Source organism: Nocardia sp. NPDC059764, assembly GCF_042732555.1.
GTDB lineage: Bacteria > Actinomycetota > Actinomycetes > Mycobacteriales > Mycobacteriaceae > Nocardia.
Window position 1 is genome coordinate 1 of the sequence record NZ_JBHWHH010000135.1, and the last position, 20,197, is coordinate 20,197.

General features: G+C 68.7%; 21 protein-coding genes and 1 riboswitch. Of the genes, 12 read left to right on the forward strand and 9 right to left on the reverse strand.

Annotated elements, in window-relative coordinates; genetic code table 11:
* The first annotated feature begins 353 nt into the window (after positions 1-353).
* The 3 genes from ACFV4K_RS25510 (at position 354) to ACFV4K_RS25520 (ending at position 2,632) form a co-directional block, all read left to right on the forward strand.
* On the forward strand, positions 354-752 hold the full coding sequence (locus ACFV4K_RS25510; RefSeq protein WP_379278261.1) for a hypothetical protein: 399 nt from the start codon (positions 354-356) through the stop codon (positions 750-752).
* 57 nt (positions 753-809) lie between these two features.
* Entirely contained in the window at positions 810-1,430 is a 621-nt protein-coding gene (locus ACFV4K_RS25515; RefSeq protein WP_379278262.1) for a TetR/AcrR family transcriptional regulator, read from the forward strand.
* Between the two features lie 93 nt (positions 1,431-1,523).
* Positions 1,524-1,697, forward strand: a riboswitch (M-box (ykoK) riboswitch).
* Between the two features lie 221 nt (positions 1,698-1,918).
* Positions 1,919-2,632 carry an MgtC/SapB family protein gene (locus tag ACFV4K_RS25520; RefSeq protein ID WP_379278263.1) on the forward strand — a complete coding sequence of 238 codons (714 nt, stop codon included), beginning with the start codon at positions 1,919-1,921 and terminating at the stop codon, positions 2,630-2,632.
* 43 nt (positions 2,633-2,675) lie between these two features.
* On the opposite strand, the gene ACFV4K_RS25525 is transcribed toward ACFV4K_RS25520, so the two are convergent.
* The gene (locus ACFV4K_RS25525; protein ID WP_379278265.1) at positions 2,676-3,440 is read right to left on the reverse strand and encodes an SDR family NAD(P)-dependent oxidoreductase; all 765 of its coding nucleotides are present in this window, start codon (positions 3,438-3,440) and stop codon (positions 2,676-2,678) included.
* 120 nt (positions 3,441-3,560) lie between these two features.
* Positions 3,561-4,514 (reverse strand): aldo/keto reductase, encoded by a 954-nt coding sequence (locus ACFV4K_RS25530; RefSeq protein ID WP_379278267.1) that lies wholly within the window; start codon positions 4,512-4,514, stop codon positions 3,561-3,563.
* 96 nt (positions 4,515-4,610) lie between these two features.
* Here ACFV4K_RS25530 and ACFV4K_RS25535 point away from each other — a divergent pair, with 96 nt between their 5' ends.
* Positions 4,611-5,222, forward strand: coding sequence for a TetR family transcriptional regulator (locus ACFV4K_RS25535; protein ID WP_379278268.1), 612 nt, complete (start codon positions 4,611-4,613; stop codon positions 5,220-5,222).
* Between the two features lie 34 nt (positions 5,223-5,256).
* Here ACFV4K_RS25535 and ACFV4K_RS25540 read toward each other — a convergent pair whose 3' ends face one another.
* A complete protein-coding gene (locus tag ACFV4K_RS25540) occupies positions 5,257-6,096 on the reverse strand; it encodes a helix-turn-helix transcriptional regulator (protein WP_379278270.1) in 840 nt (279 codons plus the stop codon).
* 83 nt (positions 6,097-6,179) lie between these two features.
* Between ACFV4K_RS25540 and mraY the strand changes: the two genes are divergently transcribed.
* The gene (mraY, locus tag ACFV4K_RS25545) at positions 6,180-7,265 is read left to right on the forward strand and encodes a phospho-N-acetylmuramoyl-pentapeptide-transferase (RefSeq protein WP_379278272.1); all 1,086 of its coding nucleotides are present in this window, start codon (positions 6,180-6,182) and stop codon (positions 7,263-7,265) included.
* A gap of 58 nt (positions 7,266-7,323) precedes the next feature.
* Here mraY and ACFV4K_RS25550 read toward each other — a convergent pair whose 3' ends face one another.
* On the reverse strand, positions 7,324-8,853 hold the full coding sequence (locus ACFV4K_RS25550; protein ID WP_379278274.1) for a DHA2 family efflux MFS transporter permease subunit: 1,530 nt from the start codon (positions 8,851-8,853) through the stop codon (positions 7,324-7,326).
* A gap of 222 nt (positions 8,854-9,075) precedes the next feature.
* Here ACFV4K_RS25550 and ACFV4K_RS25555 point away from each other — a divergent pair, with 222 nt between their 5' ends.
* From ACFV4K_RS25555 to ACFV4K_RS25575, 5 genes are read left to right on the forward strand one after another with little or no spacing between them, the layout of a single operon-like run.
* Complete coding sequence (locus ACFV4K_RS25555) at positions 9,076-9,294, forward strand: hypothetical protein (protein WP_357082152.1); 219 nt, start codon at positions 9,076-9,078, stop codon at positions 9,292-9,294.
* Between the two features lie 45 nt (positions 9,295-9,339).
* Positions 9,340-10,446, forward strand: coding sequence for an SPFH domain-containing protein (locus ACFV4K_RS25560; protein WP_357276824.1), 1,107 nt, complete (start codon positions 9,340-9,342; stop codon positions 10,444-10,446).
* Between the two features lie 43 nt (positions 10,447-10,489).
* A complete protein-coding gene (locus ACFV4K_RS25565; protein ID WP_357082156.1) occupies positions 10,490-10,885 on the forward strand; it encodes a cold shock domain-containing protein in 396 nt (131 codons plus the stop codon).
* Positions 10,886-10,936: 51 nt separating this feature from the next.
* Positions 10,937-12,037, forward strand: coding sequence for an ATP-dependent DNA ligase (locus ACFV4K_RS25570; protein ID WP_379278277.1), 1,101 nt, complete (start codon positions 10,937-10,939; stop codon positions 12,035-12,037).
* Positions 12,034-13,095, forward strand: a complete 1,062-nt coding sequence (locus ACFV4K_RS25575; protein WP_379278278.1) for a DNA polymerase domain-containing protein — start codon at positions 12,034-12,036, stop codon at positions 13,093-13,095. The genes ACFV4K_RS25570 and ACFV4K_RS25575 overlap by 4 nt, the downstream gene beginning before the upstream one ends.
* 68 nt (positions 13,096-13,163) lie before the next feature.
* Here the strand turns inward: ACFV4K_RS25575 and ACFV4K_RS25580 are convergent, their stop codons facing one another.
* Together ACFV4K_RS25580 and ACFV4K_RS25585 are read right to left on the reverse strand one after the other, a co-directional pair.
* Complete coding sequence (locus ACFV4K_RS25580; RefSeq protein ID WP_379278280.1) at positions 13,164-14,261, reverse strand: amidohydrolase family protein; 1,098 nt, start codon at positions 14,259-14,261, stop codon at positions 13,164-13,166.
* A gap of 49 nt (positions 14,262-14,310) precedes the next feature.
* Positions 14,311-15,549, reverse strand: a complete 1,239-nt coding sequence (locus ACFV4K_RS25585) for a serine hydrolase domain-containing protein (protein WP_379278282.1) — start codon at positions 15,547-15,549, stop codon at positions 14,311-14,313.
* A 577-nt stretch (positions 15,550-16,126) separates the two neighbouring features.
* Here ACFV4K_RS25585 and ACFV4K_RS25590 point away from each other — a divergent pair.
* Positions 16,127-16,675, forward strand: a complete 549-nt coding sequence (locus ACFV4K_RS25590; RefSeq protein WP_379278283.1) for a YdeI family protein — start codon at positions 16,127-16,129, stop codon at positions 16,673-16,675.
* Between the two features lie 51 nt (positions 16,676-16,726).
* Here the strand turns inward: ACFV4K_RS25590 and ACFV4K_RS25595 are convergent, their stop codons facing one another.
* Positions 16,727-17,563: an LLM class F420-dependent oxidoreductase gene (locus ACFV4K_RS25595; RefSeq protein ID WP_379278284.1), complete on the reverse strand. Its 837-nt coding sequence runs from the start codon at positions 17,561-17,563 to the stop codon at positions 16,727-16,729.
* Between the two features lie 8 nt (positions 17,564-17,571).
* A complete protein-coding gene (locus ACFV4K_RS25600) occupies positions 17,572-18,447 on the reverse strand; it encodes an AraC family transcriptional regulator (RefSeq protein WP_379278285.1) in 876 nt (291 codons plus the stop codon).
* Positions 18,448-18,595: 148 nt separating this feature from the next.
* On the opposite strand from ACFV4K_RS25600, the gene ACFV4K_RS25605 reads away from it, so the two are divergent.
* The gene (locus ACFV4K_RS25605) at positions 18,596-19,633 is read left to right on the forward strand and encodes a saccharopine dehydrogenase family protein (protein WP_379278286.1); all 1,038 of its coding nucleotides are present in this window, start codon (positions 18,596-18,598) and stop codon (positions 19,631-19,633) included.
* On the opposite strand, the gene ACFV4K_RS25610 is transcribed toward ACFV4K_RS25605, so the two are convergent.
* On the reverse strand, positions 19,630-20,197 hold a 568-nt coding region (locus ACFV4K_RS25610), incomplete at its 5' end, for a TetR/AcrR family transcriptional regulator (RefSeq protein ID WP_379278287.1). The genes ACFV4K_RS25605 and ACFV4K_RS25610 overlap by 4 nt on opposite strands.

Consider the following 20,197-nt stretch of genomic DNA (forward strand, 5'->3'; position numbering starts at 1 on the left):
CGCGGGAGGCGAGTCTCGGGGAAGAGGACTCGCGCGGTGTCCGATCACCGGTGGGTGTCTGCGCTTCGCCACCCGGGCGATTCGGACAATCGGAACGTTAGCGATGTGGTAGCTGAATTGCGCTGCGAGCAAGCGAATTAGGGGATAGTTAGGGGAAACCCCACCTTTCGGCCTAGGTCATGGACAGCCGACTGATTGCCGGAGATCACGAATTGCGTTGGCGGGGCGACCGGTTCGCACCGAGTAGGCCGATACGCGCGTGTCGGGGGTGCTGAACCCGGACACTTGCCTCTATGCGCCAATGGCGTCGCAGTACTCTCATTCATCCCGTTCATCTGGGGAGATGATCGACAATGATCCGCTCACGCACCTCGGCCGTGTCCGTGTTCGCCACCTCTAGTGCCGCGGCCGCGGCGCTCGTGCTCGCCGCGCCCGACGCGTCGGCCTACGTCAGCAGCGTGACCATCGCGACCGGCACCAGCATCGGCGGCGGCTACGGCACCAACTGCGCCTACACCGTCACCGTCAACGGCAGCCCCAACGAGTACGTGTGGCTCTACGACAGCGCCTCGGCGACGTTCAGTCCGCAGCAGTTCGGTCTGGGCAGCGGCGGCACCGCCACCTCGAGCTGGACGCCGACCTCCACGGGCACCCATTACGTGCAGGCCTGGACCTACAACGGCTCGCAGTGGGCAGTGATCACCGTCGGCACCGGCATCAACCTCGGCAGCGCGTGCGTGGTCACCAAGTGAGCCGGTCCGGGGCCGGGTGTGCGCTCACACCCGGGCCCGGGCATTACTCTTGACCCGGTGCAGACCGAGCAGCCTCCCGCCGAGGAGCCCCGCATCTGGGGCGGAACGACCCTCACCGAACGCCGTGAGGCGCGCCGCACCGCGCTGCTCGAGGCCGCACTGGACCTGATCGGCGAATCCGGGGCGGGCGCGGTCACCATGCGCGCGGTGTGCCGACGCGCCACGCTGACCGACCGCTATTTCTACGAATCCTTCGCCAGCCGCGACGAACTGCTCGATGTGCTGTATCGCCAGATCGCCGACGAGTTCCTGGATCCGATGACGGCCTTCGCGGTCGCCGATGATCGCGATCGGGATCGCGCGCTGTCGGAAGCGCTGGTGGACAAGGTGCTGCAGGATCCGCGCAAGTCGCGGCTGTTCCTGGTGGAGCCGTATTCGTCGACGGGGCTGGGGCAGACCACGATCGCGGTGATGCCCGCGTTCACCCGCCTGATCCAGGATCATCTGTTCGCCCACATCGACGATCCGGTGCGGCGGCGACTGGCCGCGGTCACCATGGCCAGCGGTAATGCGGGCATGTTCTCGGCATGGCTCAATGGCACGCTGCGCGCCACGCGCGAACAGATCGTGGACCATCTGGTGGCGACCATCGACGCCTATCGCGGCATGTATCGCTGACTCTCCCACCGAAGCGGTTGCGGCGTGGATGCGGGCGACCGCGGTCACATCGGGTTGCGCGGCGCGGCGCGGGGGTGTTTACTCGCTGACGCAAGGTGCCGTCGTTAGCTGAGGCTCCTTCACGGATACAGGCCGGCGATCCCGAACGTCGAGAGACGCCCCGGATCAGGACAGGCTTCCCCGAGCTAAGGGGATGCCCCGACCGGCTCCCGCCCTGGTGGCGGGTTACGCCGTGGAGTGCTGAAGGTCTTACGAGGGGTGGTACCCGTGCCGGCGATTCCCCGCCGGTCCCACTCCCCCCGGCATGTACGTGACCTGTGGTCACGCTGTGCGCTTATGTCGAGGAGGTGGCGGTCGTGCCCGATGGACCGGACCGAGTTCCGTTAGCCAATCGTTCACCAGGCGACACTCCATTAATCCTCCGGCCGCTGCCGCACACCCGGTAGCGTCCGACTTCCGAGTGCGCCGTCCTCCGCTGGGAGATCGAGATGACCACCTGGGAAATGCTGCTCCGCCTGGCCACCGGTGTCGGGTTGGGCGCGATCATCGGATTCGAGCGCCAGTTCCGGGCCCGCATGGCCGGGCTGCGCACCAACGCACTGGTCGCCGCCGGTGCGACCCTGTTCGTGCTGCTGTCCGCGCACGGCTTCAACGGCGCCACCGCCGACCCGACCCGCGTTGCGGCGCAGATCGTTTCGGGTATCGGGTTCCTGGGCGCGGGCGTGATCCTGCGCGACGGGTTCAATATCCGCGGCCTCAATACCGCTGCCACCCTGTGGTGTTCGGCCGCGGTGGGCGCGCTGGCGGGTGCGGGCATGTACTCGACGGCGGCGGCGGGCACGGTCGCGGTGGTGGTGGTCAATACCGCGCTCCGCACGGTCGCGCGGTCGGTGGATCGTCCGCTCGCCGACGGCACCGACGCGCAGGACGCGTTGTACGGCTTTCACGCCGACACCGACGACGCGCACGAGGCGCAGGTGCGGGCGTTGCTGGTGCAGTCGTTGACGCGCACCGACTTCCGGCTGGTGTCCATCTCGAGTCATGACACGTCCCCGGGGCGGGTGCAGGTGCGGGCCGAGCTCACCGGCGATCGTCGCGACGATCGCCAGATGGAGTCCGCGGTGAGCCGCCTGAGCCTGGAGCCGTCGGTGACCAGCGTCGGCTGGCGCACGGTGCCGCGGCCGGTGGAAACCGAGCAGTGAACAGCGCTTTCCCCACCGTTCGCGGCAATGGCGCGTACCCGGCTCAGACCATGGCGGAGGGGATGACGGTGGTGAGGCCGCCGTCGACGAGCAGGTCCTGTCCGGTGACGTAGGAGCCGTCGGCGGAGGCCAGGAAGGCGACCGCGGCGGCCACGTCGTCGGAGGTGCCGATGCGGGCGAGCGCAACCCGCGAGGCCGCCTCGTTCTGAGTCTCGGGAGTGGTCTCGGCGCGGAAGGCCGGGGTGTCGGTGTAGCCCGGACTGATCGAGTTGACACGAATTCCCTTGGGGGCCAACTCCGCCGCGAGGGTGCGGGCCAGCGAGTGGACCGCGGCCTTCGTGGCGGTGTAGAGCGCGGTGCCGGGCGCACCACGGTAGGTGGCGAAGGAGGCGTTGATGACGATCGCGGCCCCCGCCGACAGCAGCGGGAGCATGTGCTGGACGGTGAAGAACGCCGACTTGAAGTTGAGGGCGACGATCCGGTCGAATTCGTCCGGGGTGACGGTGGTGAACGGCTGGAACGCGCCGACGCCCGCATTGACGAACGCGACGTCGAGGCGGCCGAAGCGTTCGATGACGGTGCGCGCCAGCGTGGCCAGATCCTCGGAATCGGTGGCATCACCAGCCACCGCGGTGGCGCGCTCCCCCAGTTCGCCGACCGCGGCGTCCAGGCGGGCCTTGTCGCGGCCGGTGATGATCACCTGCGCGCCTTCGGCGATGAGCCGATGCGCGGTGGCCAGTCCCATACCACTGCTGCCGCCGGTGATGAGTGCGATCTTGTTCTCGAACCGGTTTCCGTTGTGCGTCATGCCTTCAGCGTGCCGGGCTGCGCGGTGGGCAAACAGTGCGTGCTTATCGTGGGTGTGACACCACCACCTTCCGTGGCCGCGGTCGCGCTGGATGGCCACGACGCGCCAACGGCGAGTAGGTCAGAGCCAGGGCGAGGGTGTGCCGCGGCCACCGTGTCCGCCGGTGGGTGCGATATCGGTGATTCGGGCGAGGTCCGCGGCGCTGAGGACGAGGTCCGCGGCCGCGATGTTCTCGGTGACGCGGTCCGGATTGCGGGACCCGGGGATCGGGACGATGTAGTCCTGCTGCGCCAGCAGCCAGGCCAGTGCCAGCTGGGACACGGTGGCGCCGTGGGATTTCGCGAGTTGGGTGAGCTGCTCGACGATGTCGATGTTGGTGTCGTAGTTCTCCGGGCTCCACCAGGGCAGGCGGCGGCGGAAGTCGGTGGGGTCGTAGTCGTCGATCGGTTGCACGGCACCGGTGAGGAAGCCGCGGGCGAGCGGGGAATAGGCGATGAACCCGATGCCGAGTTCCTCGAGCAGCCCGAACAGTGGTTCGGCGTCGCGGGCGAAGATCGAGTACTCGGTCTGCAGGACCGAGATCGGGTGCACCGCATGGGCTTTGCGGATCTGTTCGGGCCCGGCCTCGGACAGTCCGAGGTATTTCACCTTGCCCGCTGCGACGAGCTCGGCCATGGCGCCCACGACGTCCTCGATCGGGACCGCCGGGTCCACGCGGTGCTGATACAGCAGATCGATGCTGTCCACGGCGAGGTTGCGCAGACTGTTCTCCACGACCTCACGGATGTGCTCGGGGCGCGAATCGGTGCCGAACGCGCGGGTGAACCCGAATTTGGTGGCGATCACCACCTCGTCGCGCACCGGGGACAGCGCGCGGCCCAGCAGCTTCTCTCCCTCACCCCATCCGTACATCTCGGCGGTGTCGAAGAAGTCGACGCCGAGCTCGTGTGCGCGCCGAATCGCGGTGACCGACTGCTCGTCATCGGTCGCGCCGTAACCGACGACCGTGCCCATCGATCCGTAGCCCATCGCCGAGGCGGTCAGGCCCTGGGTGCCGAGTGTCCTGCGCTGCATGGGCGCCTCCTGTCAAACCGAACTGTTTGGTTTGACGCTACGCGTGGCTGCCGCACCCGTCAAACCAAACAGTTCGGTTTTGCTAGGATCGGGGGTATGACCAGCCCTTCCCGCGCCGATTCGACCCGCGACCGCATCCTCGAAGCGGGTAAGAGCGAGTTCGCGCGGCACGGGATCGCCGGGGCGCGGGTCGACCGCATCGCGAAGGCGGCCAAGACCAGCAAGGAACGCGTGTACGCGTACTTCCGCAGCAAAGAAGAGCTCTACCGCTTCATCGCCGCCCAGGAACTCGACGCCGTCGCCGAGGCCACCCGCCTGGACCCGACCGACCTACCGGGCTATGCGGGCCGCATCCACGACTACTTCACCGCCCACCGCGAGAACCTTCTCCTGATGCGCTGGGGCCAACTCGAATTCGCCGGCACCGATCCCGACGACGCCACCCGCGACACGGCGATCCGCAAGACCGCGCAGATCCGCCGCGCCCAGCAGGATGGACACCTCGATCCGTCCTGGGATCCGCTCGACATCCTGATGTTCGTCAATCAACTCGCCATGGCCTGGGCCGACCGGCTCGGCGTGGACAACTCCGCCGCTACCGGTACGCAGTCGGAGTTCGCCCTCGCGCGCCGCGCGGCCATCGTGACCGCTGTCGAAAGACTTTTCCCCGCAACCCGTTCCGCTACAGACGACCGCCCGAACCCCTAGACGTTCGTCCAGGGCACACCGGTCGAGGTGCCGTTCACGCGGGTGGTGCCAGGCGGAGGCGGTGGAGGTGGTCGAGGGCTTCGGCGGTGGCGGTGTTCGGGCGGGGGTTGTAGAGGACTATGTGGTGGTCAGGGCGGTCGGCGAGGGTCAATGTGGTGGTGTCGAAGTGGAGTTCGCCGACTTCGGGGTGTTGGAGGGCGTTGACTGCTTGGGTGGGGGTGCCGACGTCGTGGCGCGACCACAAGGCCGCGAATTCGGGGCTGCGATGGGCCAGGTCGGTGATGATGGCGTCGAAGCCGGGGTCGTCGGGGCAGGGAGCGGTGTCGGCGCGGTAGGCGGCGACGACGGCGGGGGCGGCCTGCCGCCAGTGGTCGATCATGGCCAGGTAGCGGGGGTTGGTGAAGTAGGTGATGAGGCAGTTGTGACCGGGGCCGTCGTAGCCGAAGACGGCGCGGGCGGCGTCGTTGTAGGCCAGGACGGTCCAGTAGCGGTCGCGCAGGACGGCGGGGCGGGTTCCCCAGGCGTCGAGCAGGTTGCGGGTTTCGGGGGTGATGTCGCCACCGGTGTCGCCGCCGCGGCAGGGCGGGTTGAGGCCGGCAAGGACATACAGGTGGGCGCGTTCGGTGTCATCGAGGAGCAGGGCGGCGGCGATGGCGTCGAGGACGTCGGTGGAAACGGTGATATCGCGGCCCTGTTCGAGCCAGGTGTACCAGGAGACGCCGACTCCGGCGAGGAGGGCGAGTTCTTCGCGGCGCAGGCCGGGGGTGCGGCGGCGGCCGGCGGTGGGGAGTCCGACCCGGTCGGGGGTGATGCGGGCGCGTCTGTCGCGCAGGAACTCTCGCAGTTGGTCGCGGCGCGCACCCGGGGTGGTCATATCTCACGCTAACAATCACGGGGGCCCCTTTCGTTCCGGCGGCGGTTAGCATGTGACCGGATTTCGGGTTTCGAGGGGGTGCGATGCGGCAGATTCTGGTGGCGGCGCTGGTGGCGCTGGTGGTGTCGATCACGGTGACGCCGTTGCTGATTCGGCTGTTCACGCGGCAGCGGTGGGGGCAGGCGATCCGCCCGGACGGCCCGTCGAGTCATCTGTCCAAGCGGGGCACCCCGACCATGGGCGGGTTGGCGATCCTGGTCGCGATCTGGTGCGGGTACGGGGCGGCGACGCTGGTGGGGCGGCATTTCGACGGGCGGGGCGCGTCGGCGTCGGGGCTGCTGGTGCTGGGGCTGGCGACGGCGTTGGGGGCGGTGGGGTTCGCCGATGACGCGATCAAGTTGTCGCAGCGGCGCTCGCTGGGGTTGACGGCGTCGGGCAAGCTGGTCGGGCAGTTGTGCGCGGCGGTGGTGTTCGGGGTGCTGGCGTTGCGGTTCCGCGGCGGGTCGGGGCTGACGCCGGGCAGCAAGCAGATCTCGATCGTGCGCGACATTTCCACGGTGTCGCTGGCGGTGGCGGGGTTCCTGCTGGTGGCGTGCATCATCGTGGTGGCGTGGTCGAACGCGGTCAATATCACCGACGGCCTGGATGGTTTGGCGGCCGGTTCGGTGGGGTTGGCGCTGGGTTCGTATGTGCTGATCACGTTCTGGCAGTACGCGCACGCATGCGCGACCCGGGCGGTGCCGGGCTGCTACACGGTGCGTGATCCGCTGGATCTGTCGGTGGTGTGCGCGGCGGGCGCGGCGGCGTGCGTGGGATTCCTGTGGTGGAACGCGGCTCCGGCGAAGATCTTCATGGGCGACACGGGGTCGCTGGCGTTGGGCGGGCTGCTGGCCGGGTTGTCGATCACCACGCGCACCGAACTGCTGATGGTCGCGGTCGGCGCGTTGTTCGTGGCCGAGATCGCGTCGGTGGCCTTGCAGATCGTCATGTTCCGCACCACGCGCACCCGGGTGTTCAAGATGGCCCCGTTCCATCATCATTTCGAGCTGACCGGCTGGCCGGAGACCACGGTGATCATCCGGTTCTGGCTGCTGGCGGCGATTTCGGCGGCGACGGGGCTGCTGTTCTTCTACGCCGAACACCTGGCAAGCTCGGGGCCGCGGCGCTGAGAAACGCGAAAACCCACCCGGGACAACCTCTTCCGGGTGGGCTCTCGACGGTGTTATCTCAGTGCACGACCGCGGGTGCGTCGGCCGCGGCCGGGGTGGCCGGTTTGGTGCGCGGCAGGAAGAACGCCGGGACCAGCGTCGCCAGCAGCAGCACGGTGGCCACCACGAAGGTGTGGGCGAACGCCTGGGCGGCTTGATCGAAGCCGTCAGCGAGGACCTGCGGCGGAACCTGCTGGGAGATGCGTGGATCGTAGTGCGATCCGATGGCCATCTTGGCTTCGGGCCGGTGGTTGAGCAGGGTGGTCAGCACCACGGAAATGGTTGCGGTGCCGATGGACCCGGCCGTCTGGTTGACGATGTTCATCAGGGTGGAACCCCGCGCGACCTCACCGTGGGTGAGGGTCTGGATGGCGGCGGTCATCGTCGGCATCATGGTGCAGCCCATGCCCAGACCCATGATGAACAGCACCCCGCACAGCATCGGATAGGGAGTGTCGGCCTTGACCTGGGTCAACGCGGCCATCGACAACGTCATGATCGAGATACCGGTGAGCACGATCTTGCCGGGACCGATCTTGTCGACCAGGCGGCCGGCGATCGGCATGGTCAGCATCGCGCCCAAGCCCTGCGGTGCGATGAGCAGACCGGCGGCCAGCGTGGATTCACCGCGCACCTGCTGCAGATACGAGGGCAGCAGCAGACCGGAGCCGAAGAACGCCATGGCGAACAGGGTCATGGTCATGACGGCGTAGCGCAGCGATTTGTTCTTGAACAGCCGCAGGTCGATGAGCGGGTGTTCGGTGCGCAGCGCGTGGAAGACGAACGCGATCAGCAAACCCGCGCCGATGATGGCGGGGATGAGCACCTTGGCCGACTTGATGGTGCCTTCACCGGGGATGGAGGACACACCGAACAGGAAGGCGGCCAGACCGGGCGAGGCGAGCAGCATGCCCAGGAAGTCGAAGCTCTGCGACGGTTCGGGATTGTCGCGCGGGAAGATCGTGTAGGCCAGGACCAGCGCGATGATGCCGATGGGAAGGTTGATCAGGAAGATCCAGTGCCAGCTGAAGGAGTCGATGAGCCAGCCGCCCAGGATGGGGCCGCCGATGGGGCCCAGCAGCATGGGCACGCCGAGCACGGCCATGACGCGTCCGATGCGGGTGGGGCCCGCGGCGTGGGTCATGATCGTCATGCCCAGCGGCATGAGCATGCCGCCACCGAGACCCTGGATGACGCGGAAGGCGATGAGGGACTCGATGTTCCAGGCTGTCGAGCACAGCACCGAGCCGATCACGAAGAACACCAGCGCCATCATGTAGAGGCGTTTGGTACCGAATCGGTCGGCGGCCCAGCCGGTGAGGGGGATGACGGTGGCCAGCGCGAGGGTGTAGCCGGTCATGGACCAGGCGGCGATGGCGTAGGTCGTGTTGAAGTCGTGCTGGAAGGTGGGGATGGCGACGGTCACGACCGTGACGTCGAGGATCGACATGATGGCGCCGAGCACCACGACACCGGCGATTTTGAAGACGCCGATGTCCAGCTTGTCGTCGGCGGAGTCGGCCGCCTTGGTATCCGGAGGGGTGGTCACCGCTTCAGCCTGCCAGCCGGTCGGCCGTGAAACCAGCACATTTTTCTCTCGGTGCCCATGCGCAGGTCCTCTCTACCGCGGACAGGTCGCTTCGGAGTCGAATTCCCAAAGCATACCGAGCGGTAGCAACCTTGAAGCAAGTGCGCGGCGGACCGCCGAACCCCACGCGCACCGCGCGTACCCTGGCGTTCTCAGCGAAGTACGGCGAGGAGAACACTCTCGATGACCGACCCGGTAGTGGGCCTGACCGGTACGCTGACCTCGCCGATCCGGGGCGAGGGAGCCCTGGGTGAGGTGCAGGTCGCCATCCGAGGGGGAACCGAGCTCTACATCGCGCGTGCCCGCGAGCCGCTGTCCGCCGGTGCGTCGGTGCTGGTGGTCGCCGTTCATCCCGGTCGTGTCGTCGATGTTGTTGCGTGGGTCCCGCTTCCGGGCGATTGATTGTTCGGAAATGGTTCGAACCACGTTCGAGGGGAGTCACACACGATGCTGGGTTATCACGTACCCGATCCCGATGAGGCCATGCTGGTCAGCGGCGGCCGTCACGGCAAGGACGGCGGCGCGCCGTTCCGGGTGATCATCGGTCACGGCGCCTGGGTGGTGCCGTTGTTCCGCAAGGTGCGGTATCTGTCGCTGGCGATGTTCGAGGCCGAGATCGGGGAACGCTGCGTCACCAAGCAGGCCATCCAGCTCGATGTGCGGGCGGTGATCGCGTTCAAGGTCGCCAATGACGAGCAGTCGATCGTCAATGCGGCGCAACGGTTCCTGTCCGAGCAGGAGAAGGAGATGAGTGTACTGACCGGGCGCATCTTCTCCGGTCATCTGCGCTCGATCGTGGGGTCGATGACGGTCGAGGAGATCATTCGCGAGCGCCAGAAGCTGGCCGACGAGGTGCTGGTGGCCTCGAAGGTGGAGATGAGCAATATCGGGTTGTGGGTGGACTCGTTCCAGATCCAGCACATCGACGACGGCAATCTGGGCTACATCTCCGCCCTGGCCGCCCCGCACAATGCCGCGGTGCAGCGTGACGCGCAGATCGCGCAGGCCGCCGCCGCCCAGCTGGCCGCCCAGGCCGAGCAGGAGTCCCAGCGCAAGCAGGCCGAGTATCAGCGCGAGACCGCGATCCTGCGGGCACAGTATCAGCGCGATATCGACAAGGCCAATGCCGAAGCCGCGCAGGCGGGTCCGCTGGCGCAGGCCACCGCCATGCAGGAGGTGCTCGCCGCCCAGGCCGAGCAGGCGCGCAAGCAGGCGGAGCTGCGGGAGCAGCAGTTGCAGGCCGAGGTGGTCAAACCCGCTCTGGCGGAGGCGGATCGGGTGCGCATTCTCGCCGAGGCCGAGGCCGATCGCACCCGGATCCAGGCCGAGGCGGCGGCGTCGAACAATCGGATCGCGCTCGATCAGCTGCTGATCGAGCAGTTGCCCGAGATCGTCAAGCAGGCCGCGGGCGGGCTGTCGAAGGCGAACCTGACGGTGCTCAATGGTCCCGACGGGGTGTCGGAGATCGTCAACGGGATGGTGGGCCAGGGGTTGACGGTCTTCAATTCGTTGCAAAAGGCACTTTCCTCCAACAATGATCAGCCCGCGGACTAGAGTGACCGCCAGAGGGACGCGGCGACGAGGAGCGGGTGTTTAGGTGTCCATCGGGAAATTGGTGTCGTTCGACAGCTCTCGGGGTTTCGGGTTCATCCGTCCGGAAGACGGCGGCCCGGATGTGTTCGTGCATGTCAACGACATCGGGTTGGATGAGGACGAGCTGCGCCAGGGGCGGGTTTTCGAATTCGATGTGACCGAGGGTGATCGGGGTCCGAAGGCGATCAATCTGGCGGTGGTGCCGGGTCAGGCCGCGGCGCCGGTGCGGCACAAGGCCAAGGAGCATCGCGCGGCGGGGCAGATGACCGCGGCCGAGCATCGCCGGTTGATCACCGAACTGCTGTTGGATGCCTCGCCGCAGTTGACGGCGGCGGAGATCATCACGATTCGGGATCGGCTCACCTCGTTCGCCGACGCGCACGGGTGGCTCGAAAACTGACCGGTTCGCATTACGATCGGTCTCGGATCCGCCGCGAACCGAGGAGGCCGTGTGCTGTTGCCCGTCATGCCGCCGGTGAAACCGATGCTGGCCAAATCGGTGTCGGAGCTGCCCCGGGATGCGGGGTTGCGGTTCGAACCGAAATGGGACGGCTTCCGCTGCATCGTGTTCCGCGATGGACCCGAGATCGAGCTGGGTTCCCGCAATGACCGGCCCCTGACCCGGTATTTCCCCGAACTGGTGGAACTACTGGGTCAGGCGCTGCCGCCGCGGTGCGTGGTGGACGGGGAGATCGTGGTCGTCACCGAGAACGGCCTGGATTTCGACACGCTGCAGCAGCGGCTGCATCCGGCGGCGTCGCGGGTGACGAAGCTGGCCGCGGAGACCCCCGCCAGTTTCGTGGGCTTCGACCTGCTGGCGTTGGGTGACGAGGATCTGACCGGGCGGCCGTTCGCCGAGCGGCGCGCCCTGCTCGAGACGGTGCTCGACGGCTCGCATCCGGGCACCCATCTGACGCCGATCACCGATGATCCCGATGTCGCCGCGGACTGGTTCACCCGGTTCGAGGGCGCGGGGTTCGACGGGGTGATGGCCAAGGCGTCGGATCTGGCGTATCTGCAGGACAAGCGGGTGATGCTCAAGATCAAGCATGAGCGGACCGCCGACTGCGTGGTGGCCGGGTTCCGCTGGCACAAGGACGGCCGAGGGGTGGGGTCGCTGCTGCTGGGCCTGTTCGACGACGAGGGCACTCTGCATCATGTCGGGGTGGCGTCGTCGTTCACCGCGGCCCGGCGCAAGGAACTGGTCGACGAGCTGGCCCCGTTGCGGGAGAACGCCCTGGAGAATCATCCGTGGCGTTCCTGGGCCGATGCCGCCGCCCAGACCAAGGCGGACGGGAAGATGCCGGGCGGGGTGAGCCGCTGGACCGGCGGCAAGGATCTGTCGTGGGAGGCGTTGCGGCCGGAGCTGGTGGCGGAGGTGCGCTACGAGCATGTGATGGCCGGGCGGTTCCGCCACGGCGGGCGGCTGGTGCGGTTCCGTAGCGACCGCACCCCCGAGTCGTGCACCTACGCTCAGCTCGACGAGGTCGCGCCCGCCGAGCTGGCCGATATCTTCGACGAGGCCAGAAAGTCGAAAGGGACCGCGCGGTGAGTGATTCGGTGCAGATCGAGGTCGCCGGGCGCACGGTGCCGGTGTCGAATCCGGGCAAGGTGTATTTCTCCAAGCGCGGGGACACCAAGCTGGATCTGGTGAATTACTATCTGGCCGTTGCCGATCCGATCATGCGGACCATCGGCGGGCGGCCGGTGCTGCTGGAGCGCTACCCGGACGGGGCGTCGGGCAAGTCGTGGTTCCAGAAGCGGGTTCCGTCCTCGGCGCCGGACTGGTTGCAGACCACAGTCGTGTCCACCCCCAACGGCACCACCAGTGACGCGCTGGTCGCGGTCGATATGGCGCATATCGTATGGGCGGTCAACCTGGGCTGCTTGGGGTTCCACGTCTGGCCCACCCACGCCGGCGCCGAGGCGGCGTCCACGTTCCCGCCGGTGCTCGACGCGGCGGGGAATGTGCTGCCGCCGACCGGCGTCACCGATGAGCTGCGCATCGATCTGGATCCCTCCCCCGGCATCGGTTTCGACGATCTGCGGGCCGCGGCGTTCGCGACCCGCGAGTTGTGCACGGAACTGGGTATCGATGTGCGCGTGAAGACCTCCGGTTCGCGGGGCCTGCACCTGTACGCGATGTTGAAGCCGGAATGGGACGGCTACCAGGTTCGGGCGGCGGCGGTCGCGCTGGCCCGTGAACTCGAACGCCGTCATCCCGACGACATCACCGCGGCGTGGTGGAAAGAGGAGCGCGGCTCGCGGGTGTTCGTCGATTTCAACCAGAATGCCCCGCACAAAACGGTTTTCGGCGCGTGGTGCGCGCGCCCGAAGGTCGGCGCGCAGGTCTCGACCCCGATCTTCTGGGACGAGCTGGCCACGATCGTGCCCGATGACCTGACCATCGCCACCGTTCCCGCCCGTGTCGCCGAACTGGGCGATCCGTGGGCCGACCGCACCCCGCAGTCGCTGGCTCCGCTGTTGGAGATGTCGGACAAGGACATGGCCGCGGGCTTGATGGATGCCCCGTGGCCGCCCGTGTATCCGAAGATGCCCAATGAGCCGCCGCGCGTGCAGCCGAGCAAAGCCCGCAAGGACGCCGACTAGCTTCCCGCCGATCCGGCGAGGAACAGTGCCCACACGCGGGCCCGACGCCGACGGGTGGCGGGCATGGGCTAGGCCGAGAGTGTCTGCGCGGGTGCGTGTTCGGTTCCCGCGCACCAGATCTTGCGGATGGCGCGGGTGGCGGTGATGTCGGCGAGGGGGTCGGCGTCGAGCAGGACCAGGTCGGCGCGCAGGCCCGGGGCGATGGCGCCGCGGTCGGTGAGGCCGAAGTGGCGGGCGGGCAGGGTCGTGGCGGCGTTGAGGGCGTCGGCGGGGGTGAGTCCGGCCCGGACGAGGAGCTCGAGTTCGTGATGCAGGCTCGCGCCGTGGGGTGGGTGGACGGGGATGCCGGTCATCTGGTTGGCGTCGGTGCCGGCGAGGATGGGGACGCCCGCGGCGTGCAGGACGCCGACGGTTTTCAGCGACGCCGGGAAATACTGTGCGACGCCGTGGATGTCGGCGACGCCTTCCATCATGACGAGGGTGGGGATCACCACGTGGGCGCCGGTCGCCAGGCGGTCGATGTCGGCGGCGGGCAGGCGGGCGCCGATGGGGACGTGGGTCAGGGCGTCGACTCCGGCGTCGATGGCCATGGCGTACGCGCCGGGGGTGGAGGTGTGGGCGACGACGGTCAGGCCGCGGGCGTGGGCGGCGGTGACGACGGCTTTGGTGGTGTCGGCGTCGGGGCCGCCTTCGCCGGGTGCTTCCAGAATCAGCTTGATGTAGTCGCTGCCGGTCGAGACACGGTGCGCCACCATGGCTTCGGCGTCGTCGGGGTGGCGGATGATGCCGACCTCGGCGATGCCGGGGACGTGGGCGTGCACGCCCACGGAACCGATGATCGGCGCTCCGGCGCAGCGCAGGGTGGTCGTGGCGGTGCGGGCGCGCGCCTGCTCGATCAGGGCGGTGTCGACCGATCCCATGTCGAGTGCGGTCGTGACGCCGTGGGCGGCATAGGTATCCAGCGCGTGCGGGCTGTCGAGGTGGATGTGGGCGTCGATGAGGCCCGGGATGAGGATGGCCCCGTCGGCGTCGAGGTGTTCGGCGCCGACGGGGTCGGTTCCGATGACGGTGCCGTCGATGACGACGGTGGTCGGTGCGGTGATGGTGTGGCCGTCGAAGATTCGAACGTTTCGGATGGCCAGCTTGTGGTTCGACTCCCCCTGCATGCAGCCAATCTAGAACCCGTTGCAGCAGTGGGCAAGATCGACTCGCGGCTCAGGCGGCTCCGGCGGTGCGCTCGACGGCGAGCGCGGCGGGTTGGCGGGCGCCGCGCAGGATCAGGTGCAGCAGGGCCACGAACAGGGTTTGGTCGACCGGACTCCAGCCCGCGGACATGCGGTTGTGCACGAATCCGACCGCCACACCGGAGTCGGGGTCGGCCCAGCCCATCGATCCGAACAACCCCATGTGTCCGTAGCCGCGCGGGGCGTGCGGGGACGGGAAGCTGTGGTAGCCGACATGCCAGAACGGGATGACCAGGGCGCGGTCGAGCCGGTAGGTGCGGATGCGTTGCAGGCCCCGAACGGTTTCCGGCGACAGGTAGCTGCGGCCGTCGACGGTGCCACCGCCGGCGAGGGCGCTGTACATCTTGGCCAGGGCGGGCGCGGTGCACACGGCATTGCCGGCGGGCAGGGCGGTGTCGAGGATGGCGGGGCGGTCGCCGCGGAAGATCGATTCCAGGCCGGGGACGTAGATGGAGGAGATCGGGGAGCGCAGCAGGCGCGGCAGTTGCGGGACGGCGGTGGCGACCGGGCCCGGAATGGTGTGCTCGGCCAGGTTTTTCAGCGATCCGACCAGGTCGGCGGGGCGGGTGCGGGATCCGGCGGGCGGGCGGCCCAGGTGGATGCCGTCGACGCCGAGGGGTTCGGCGACCTCGCTGCGGTAGAGGCGGGTCATGTCGTGGCCGGTGATGGCGCGGGCGAGACCGGCCATGAGCCAGCCGATGGTGAGCGCGTGGTAGATCGGTTTGCCCAGCAGGTGATCGGGTTTCGCGGCCGCGAGGCGTTGTTCCATGAGTTCGTGGTCGAGGACGTCGTCGGGGGTGACGGCGGGCAGGCCCGAGAGTCCGCCGCGGTGGCTGAGCAGTTCGGTGACGGTGATGCGGGCTTTGCCGTTGGCGGCGAATTCGGGCCAGTATTCGGCGACGGGGGCGTCGTAGTCGAGCAGGCCGCGATCGGCCAGACGCGCGAGGACGGTGGCCGAGACACCCTTGGACGCCGAGTACACCATGGCGCCGGTGTCGGCGGTCCAGGGTGTGCCGTGCGCGTCGGCGGCGCCGGCGTGGATGTCGACGACCAGTTCGCCGTCCTGATACACCGCGAGTGCGCCGCCGTTGCCGCGGCGTCCGGCCAGGACGCGGGCGAATGTCCGTATGGCGGAATCGAATCGGGGGTCGGCGGTGCCGTGCACTCCGGCGGGCAGTCCGGCAGCGGTGGCGGAGCTGTGGGTCGTCATCGATCCACGGTAGCGGCGCCACCACCACCCCGGCAAGGTGTGTCTGGGACAATTCTGGAGCGGGATTGGGGGTTTCGGACCTGGCGAAGTGGGAACTGTTATGCGCCCGGCGAACCCAGTGCGGTGTGCAGAGTCTCGCGGAGCCAGCGTTGAGCGGGGTCGGCGTCGAGGCGGGCGTGCCAGCGCACCGGATGTCGACTTCGGGCAGGGGTGCGGGAATGTCGAACCAGCGCAGGCCCAACGTGTCGCCGTAGTGGGCGGCGAGCCGGTGCGGGACCAGCCCGACGTAGGGGGTTCGTGAAACCAGCAGGGCGGCAAGGGCGGCGGTGACCAGGATCGCGGCGACGCCGTCGTTGATGCGGATGGCGAAGGTGCGCTCCAGTGCCGCGAGGTCGATGGTGCGGTCGGCGCTGATGAGGGCGGAGGCTTCTTCGCGGAGGGACCGGACGCTGGGTACGGTGCGCAGCGCGAACAGGGTGGGGGCTCGTGTCGTTGAGGGCAGCCGGTGATGTCGCGTCGCGTGGCCCGGTCGCGGCGATCCGCGGTGGTGTCGGTGCGGTCTGCGACAGTGGCGGGTATGGATTCGGTGGCGTTCGGTGATGCGGAGGCGTTCGATGCCTGGCTCGAGGTCAATCACGGGCGCGCGAAGGGGGTGTGGATTCGGATGGCGAAGAAGGGATCGGGGATCGCGTCGCTGTCCGAGGACGAGGCGGTGGATGTGGGGTTGTGCTGGGGCTGGATCTCCGGGCAGCGCAAGGGACTCGATGGCGAGTTCTATCTGCAGAAGTATGTGCCGCGGCGGCCCGGAAGCTTCTGGTCGCAGGTGAACGTCGACAAGGTGGCGGCGTTGACGGCGGCGGGGCGGATGCGGGGGCCGGGGCTCGCGGAAGTGGAGGCGGCGCGCGTGGACGGGCGGTGGGCGGCGGCGTATCCGTCGCAGGCGAACTTCACCGTGCCCGAGGATTTGGCGTCGGCCTTGGCGGCGCGGCCGCGGGCGCGAACCGCGTTCGAGGCGCTCGACCGCACAGGCCAGTACCTGATCGTGTTGGACGTACTGCGCACGAGAACGGCGAAAACGCGGGCTTCCCGGCTGGAGAAAGCCGTGAACGGGCTCGAAAAGCAGTGAAAGCGGCTGATTCCGGGCGACATGCATCATGCCTGTCGCCCGGAATCGGTGTCAGTCCCGGTCCGCGGTGAGAACGGGGGCCAGGGCGCGCAGGACCGCGGTGGCGTCGTCACCGAGGACCTGGATGGCGACGTGGTCGGCTCCGGCACGCAGGTGCTGGTTCAAGCGGTCGGCGACCTGGTCGGCGGTGCCGTGGGCGACGACGGCGTCGACGTAGCGGTCGCTGCCGGGGGCGGTGAGGTCGGTGTCGTCGAGTCCGAATCGGCGCAGGTTGTTGGTGTAGTTGCTCAACCCGAGGTAGAAGCCGGCGCGGTCGCGACCCTGGGTGCGGGCGCGGGCCGGGTCGTCGTCGAGGACCACTTTGTGTTCGACCGCGAGCAGGGCCTCGGGGCCGAGGATGCCGCGCAGTTCCGCGGTATGGTCGGGGACCGTCAAATAGGGCAGGGCGCCTATGGTCCGGTCACGGGCCAGGCGCGCCACGCGCGGGCCGAGGGCGGCCAGGGCGCGACCGTGCTGGGGGACGCCGCGGGCGTCGAGGACGTCGAGGTAGTCGACCAGCGCGTCATAGGGTTTGGTGTAGTCGGCGGTGTGTTCGCGGTGGCCCGCGCCGATGCCGAGCAGGAAGCGTCCGGGGAATTTCTCGTCCAGGCGCAGGTAGGTGTCGGCGGCGGCTTCGGGCGCCGAGGCCCACACATTGACGATGCTGGTGGCGACCACCAGTGATTCAGTGGCGGCGAGCAGTTGCTCGTAGCCGTCGAACTCGGCGGGCGGGGAACTGCCCAGCCAGATCGTGCCATAGCCGAGTTCCTCGATCTCCCGCGCGGATTCCGGGGTGAACTGCGGATAGGGCTGCCACACACCGAATGTTCCCAAGCCGTCGAATGCCATACCGGGCCTCAACGGTTCATGATCGGATTGCATTCCTCGGCGCGAAATCTTCCCGGTGCGACCCCGAATTCGCGTTTGAACGCTTTGGCGAACGCGTATTCGGAGGTGTACCCGGACTTTTCGGCCACGACGCGCAGCAGCAGGTCGGTGTCTCGTAGCAGCCGAGCCGCGCCGGTCATGCGCCACCAGGTCAGATAGGTGAGCGGGCCGATGCCCAGGGTGGCGGTGAACCGTTGCGCGAACACCGACCGCGACACGCCCGCTCGGTCGGCCAACGATTGCACGGTCCATGATTCGGCGGGGTCGGCGTGGATGGCTTGCAGGGCGGTGTGCACGGCCGGGTCGCGCAGCGCGCCGACCCAGCCGGTGTCGGAGGGGTGGGCCTGGTGCCAGGCGCGCAGCAGGAACAGCAGCAGCACTTCGAGCAGGGGCGCGATGGCCCCGGATCCGTCGCCGGTGTCGAGTTCGTGGCCGAGCAGGTCGATCGCGGCGCGCAGCGGGCTGTGGTGGCCGACGCGGGCGGGCAGATGGATCACATCGGGCAGCTCGGCCAGCGCGGGGTGCGGGCGGGCGTTGTCGAGAGAGTAAGCGCCACACAGCAATACGGTGTCGGGTCCGACCGTGGCGGGGCCGGGATCGCTGTCGGGGCGGTCGGTGATGGCGTGGCCGCGGCTGCGCGGCATGAACGCGACGTCACCGACCTGGAGGTGGATCGGGTCGCCGTCGTCGGGCAGCAGCCAGCACGAACCTTGCAGCACGACATGGAAACCGGCGCTGTTGCCGGCGGCGGGAAAGTGGGTGCGCCAGCTGCCGTGCCGGACGGTGCGGTTGGAATGCGGTGTGCCCAGCCGCATCGCGGCGACCGCGTCACTGAGGATGTCCACGGATCCCACCGTACCGGCGGCGCCCGCGGCCCCGGACGATCGGACATCGGGACCGGACTGTCGAGCATGGATCGTCCGAGCGGGCGTGCCTAGCGTGGGTTGCGAGCCGATTCCCGGCCGCATCCCCTCACCCGATGGAGTTGTCCCCATGCGTATTGCCGTGCACGGCGCGAGCGGTTTCACCGGTTCGCTCATCGTCGCCGAACTCGCGCGCCGCGACCTGTCCCCCATCCTGGTGGGCCGCGACGAGACCCGGTTGCGGGCCGTCGCCGCCCGCACCGGCGTCCCCGACGCCGAGATCCGGGTGGCCGCCCTCGACGACACCGCCGCCCTGGCCGCCGCCTTCGCCGACAGCGACGCGGTCGTCAACGCCGCCGGACCGTTCACCCTGTGGGGTGAGCCGGTGGTGCGGGCCGCGATCGCCGCCCGCCGCCATTACATCGACACCACCGGCGAACCCGCCTACCTGCACACGATTCTGACCACCTATGACGAGCCCGCGAAACAGGCCGGGGTGGCGGTCGTTCCGGCCGTCACCGATGACGGTGTGCCCGGTGATCTCATCGCCGCGCTCACCGCCGCCCGCCTCGACGCGCCGCTACGGGAGGTCCGCATCGCCGATCTGCGCCGCCCGGGCGCGGCCTCGCGCGGCACGGCCCGATCGATGGCCGCCATCGCCGTGCTCGATCAGGTCGAATACCGCGACCGGACATGGCAATCGGCCAACGCATCGGCCACCACCCTCAGCGAGCCCGGCGAACCGGACCCGGTGTCGGTGACGCCGCTGGCATTGCCGGGCGTCTACACCATCCCCCGCCACCTCGACACCCCGATCGTGCGCGGGGTGATCCGCACCGAGATGGGTGAGATCTTCGCGGGCCTGGGTGGTGACGTCGCCGAGACGATTCCCGAGATCCCCGACGCCGACGCCCTGGCCGCGTCGCGCTGGTTGGTCCTGGCCGAGGCGACCGGTGTCGATGGCAGCCGGGCGCGAGGCTGGGTGAGCGGGTTCGACCCGTACGCGGCCACCGCGGTCATCGCCGTCGAGGCCGCACGCCGTCTCGCGCTCGACGGCGCTGCGGCCGGAACCCTCGCGCCCGCGCAGGCTTTCGACGCCGCGAGCTTCCTCGACCAGCTCGCCACCACGGGGGTGCACTGGCAGGTCGAGGAGCTCACGAACGTCTAGGGGTTCGCGTCGACCTTCGGGAACGTCTCGGCCACCAGCGTGGTGAGAGCGTCGGCGAGCAGGTGGTGCACCTGCTCGCGAGTCAGGCTGCCGCGCACGATCCATTCGCGCCCGGCGGCCTTGACCAGACCGCCGTAACAGCGCACCAAGGCCCGCAATTCGGCCGAATGCAGCGAATCGTCGAGACCCATCATCGCCACCATGCGGTCGGCGGCGGCGTAGTCGGCCTCGTCGAGGATGCGCTGCACCTCCGGATCGTCGCCGACGCCTTCGTGGCCGGTGACCTTGACCCAGGTGCTGCCGTGCTCGCCGATGGTGTCGAGCAGCCACGCCACGCTGGCGTCCACTCGTTCCCGCAGCGATCCGGTGGGCACCGCCATCTTCTCCGGCCGCGGCAGCGTGACCATGCGGCGCACCACCGCCAAATACAGGTCGCGCTTGTTGCCGAAGTAGTGGTTGATCAGCCCGCGCGCCACCCCGGCCCGCTGGGCCAGCTCGGCGGTCGACACCGCCGCGTAGGGGCGCTCGCCGAACATCTCGATCGCGCAGGACAGGATCTGCGCG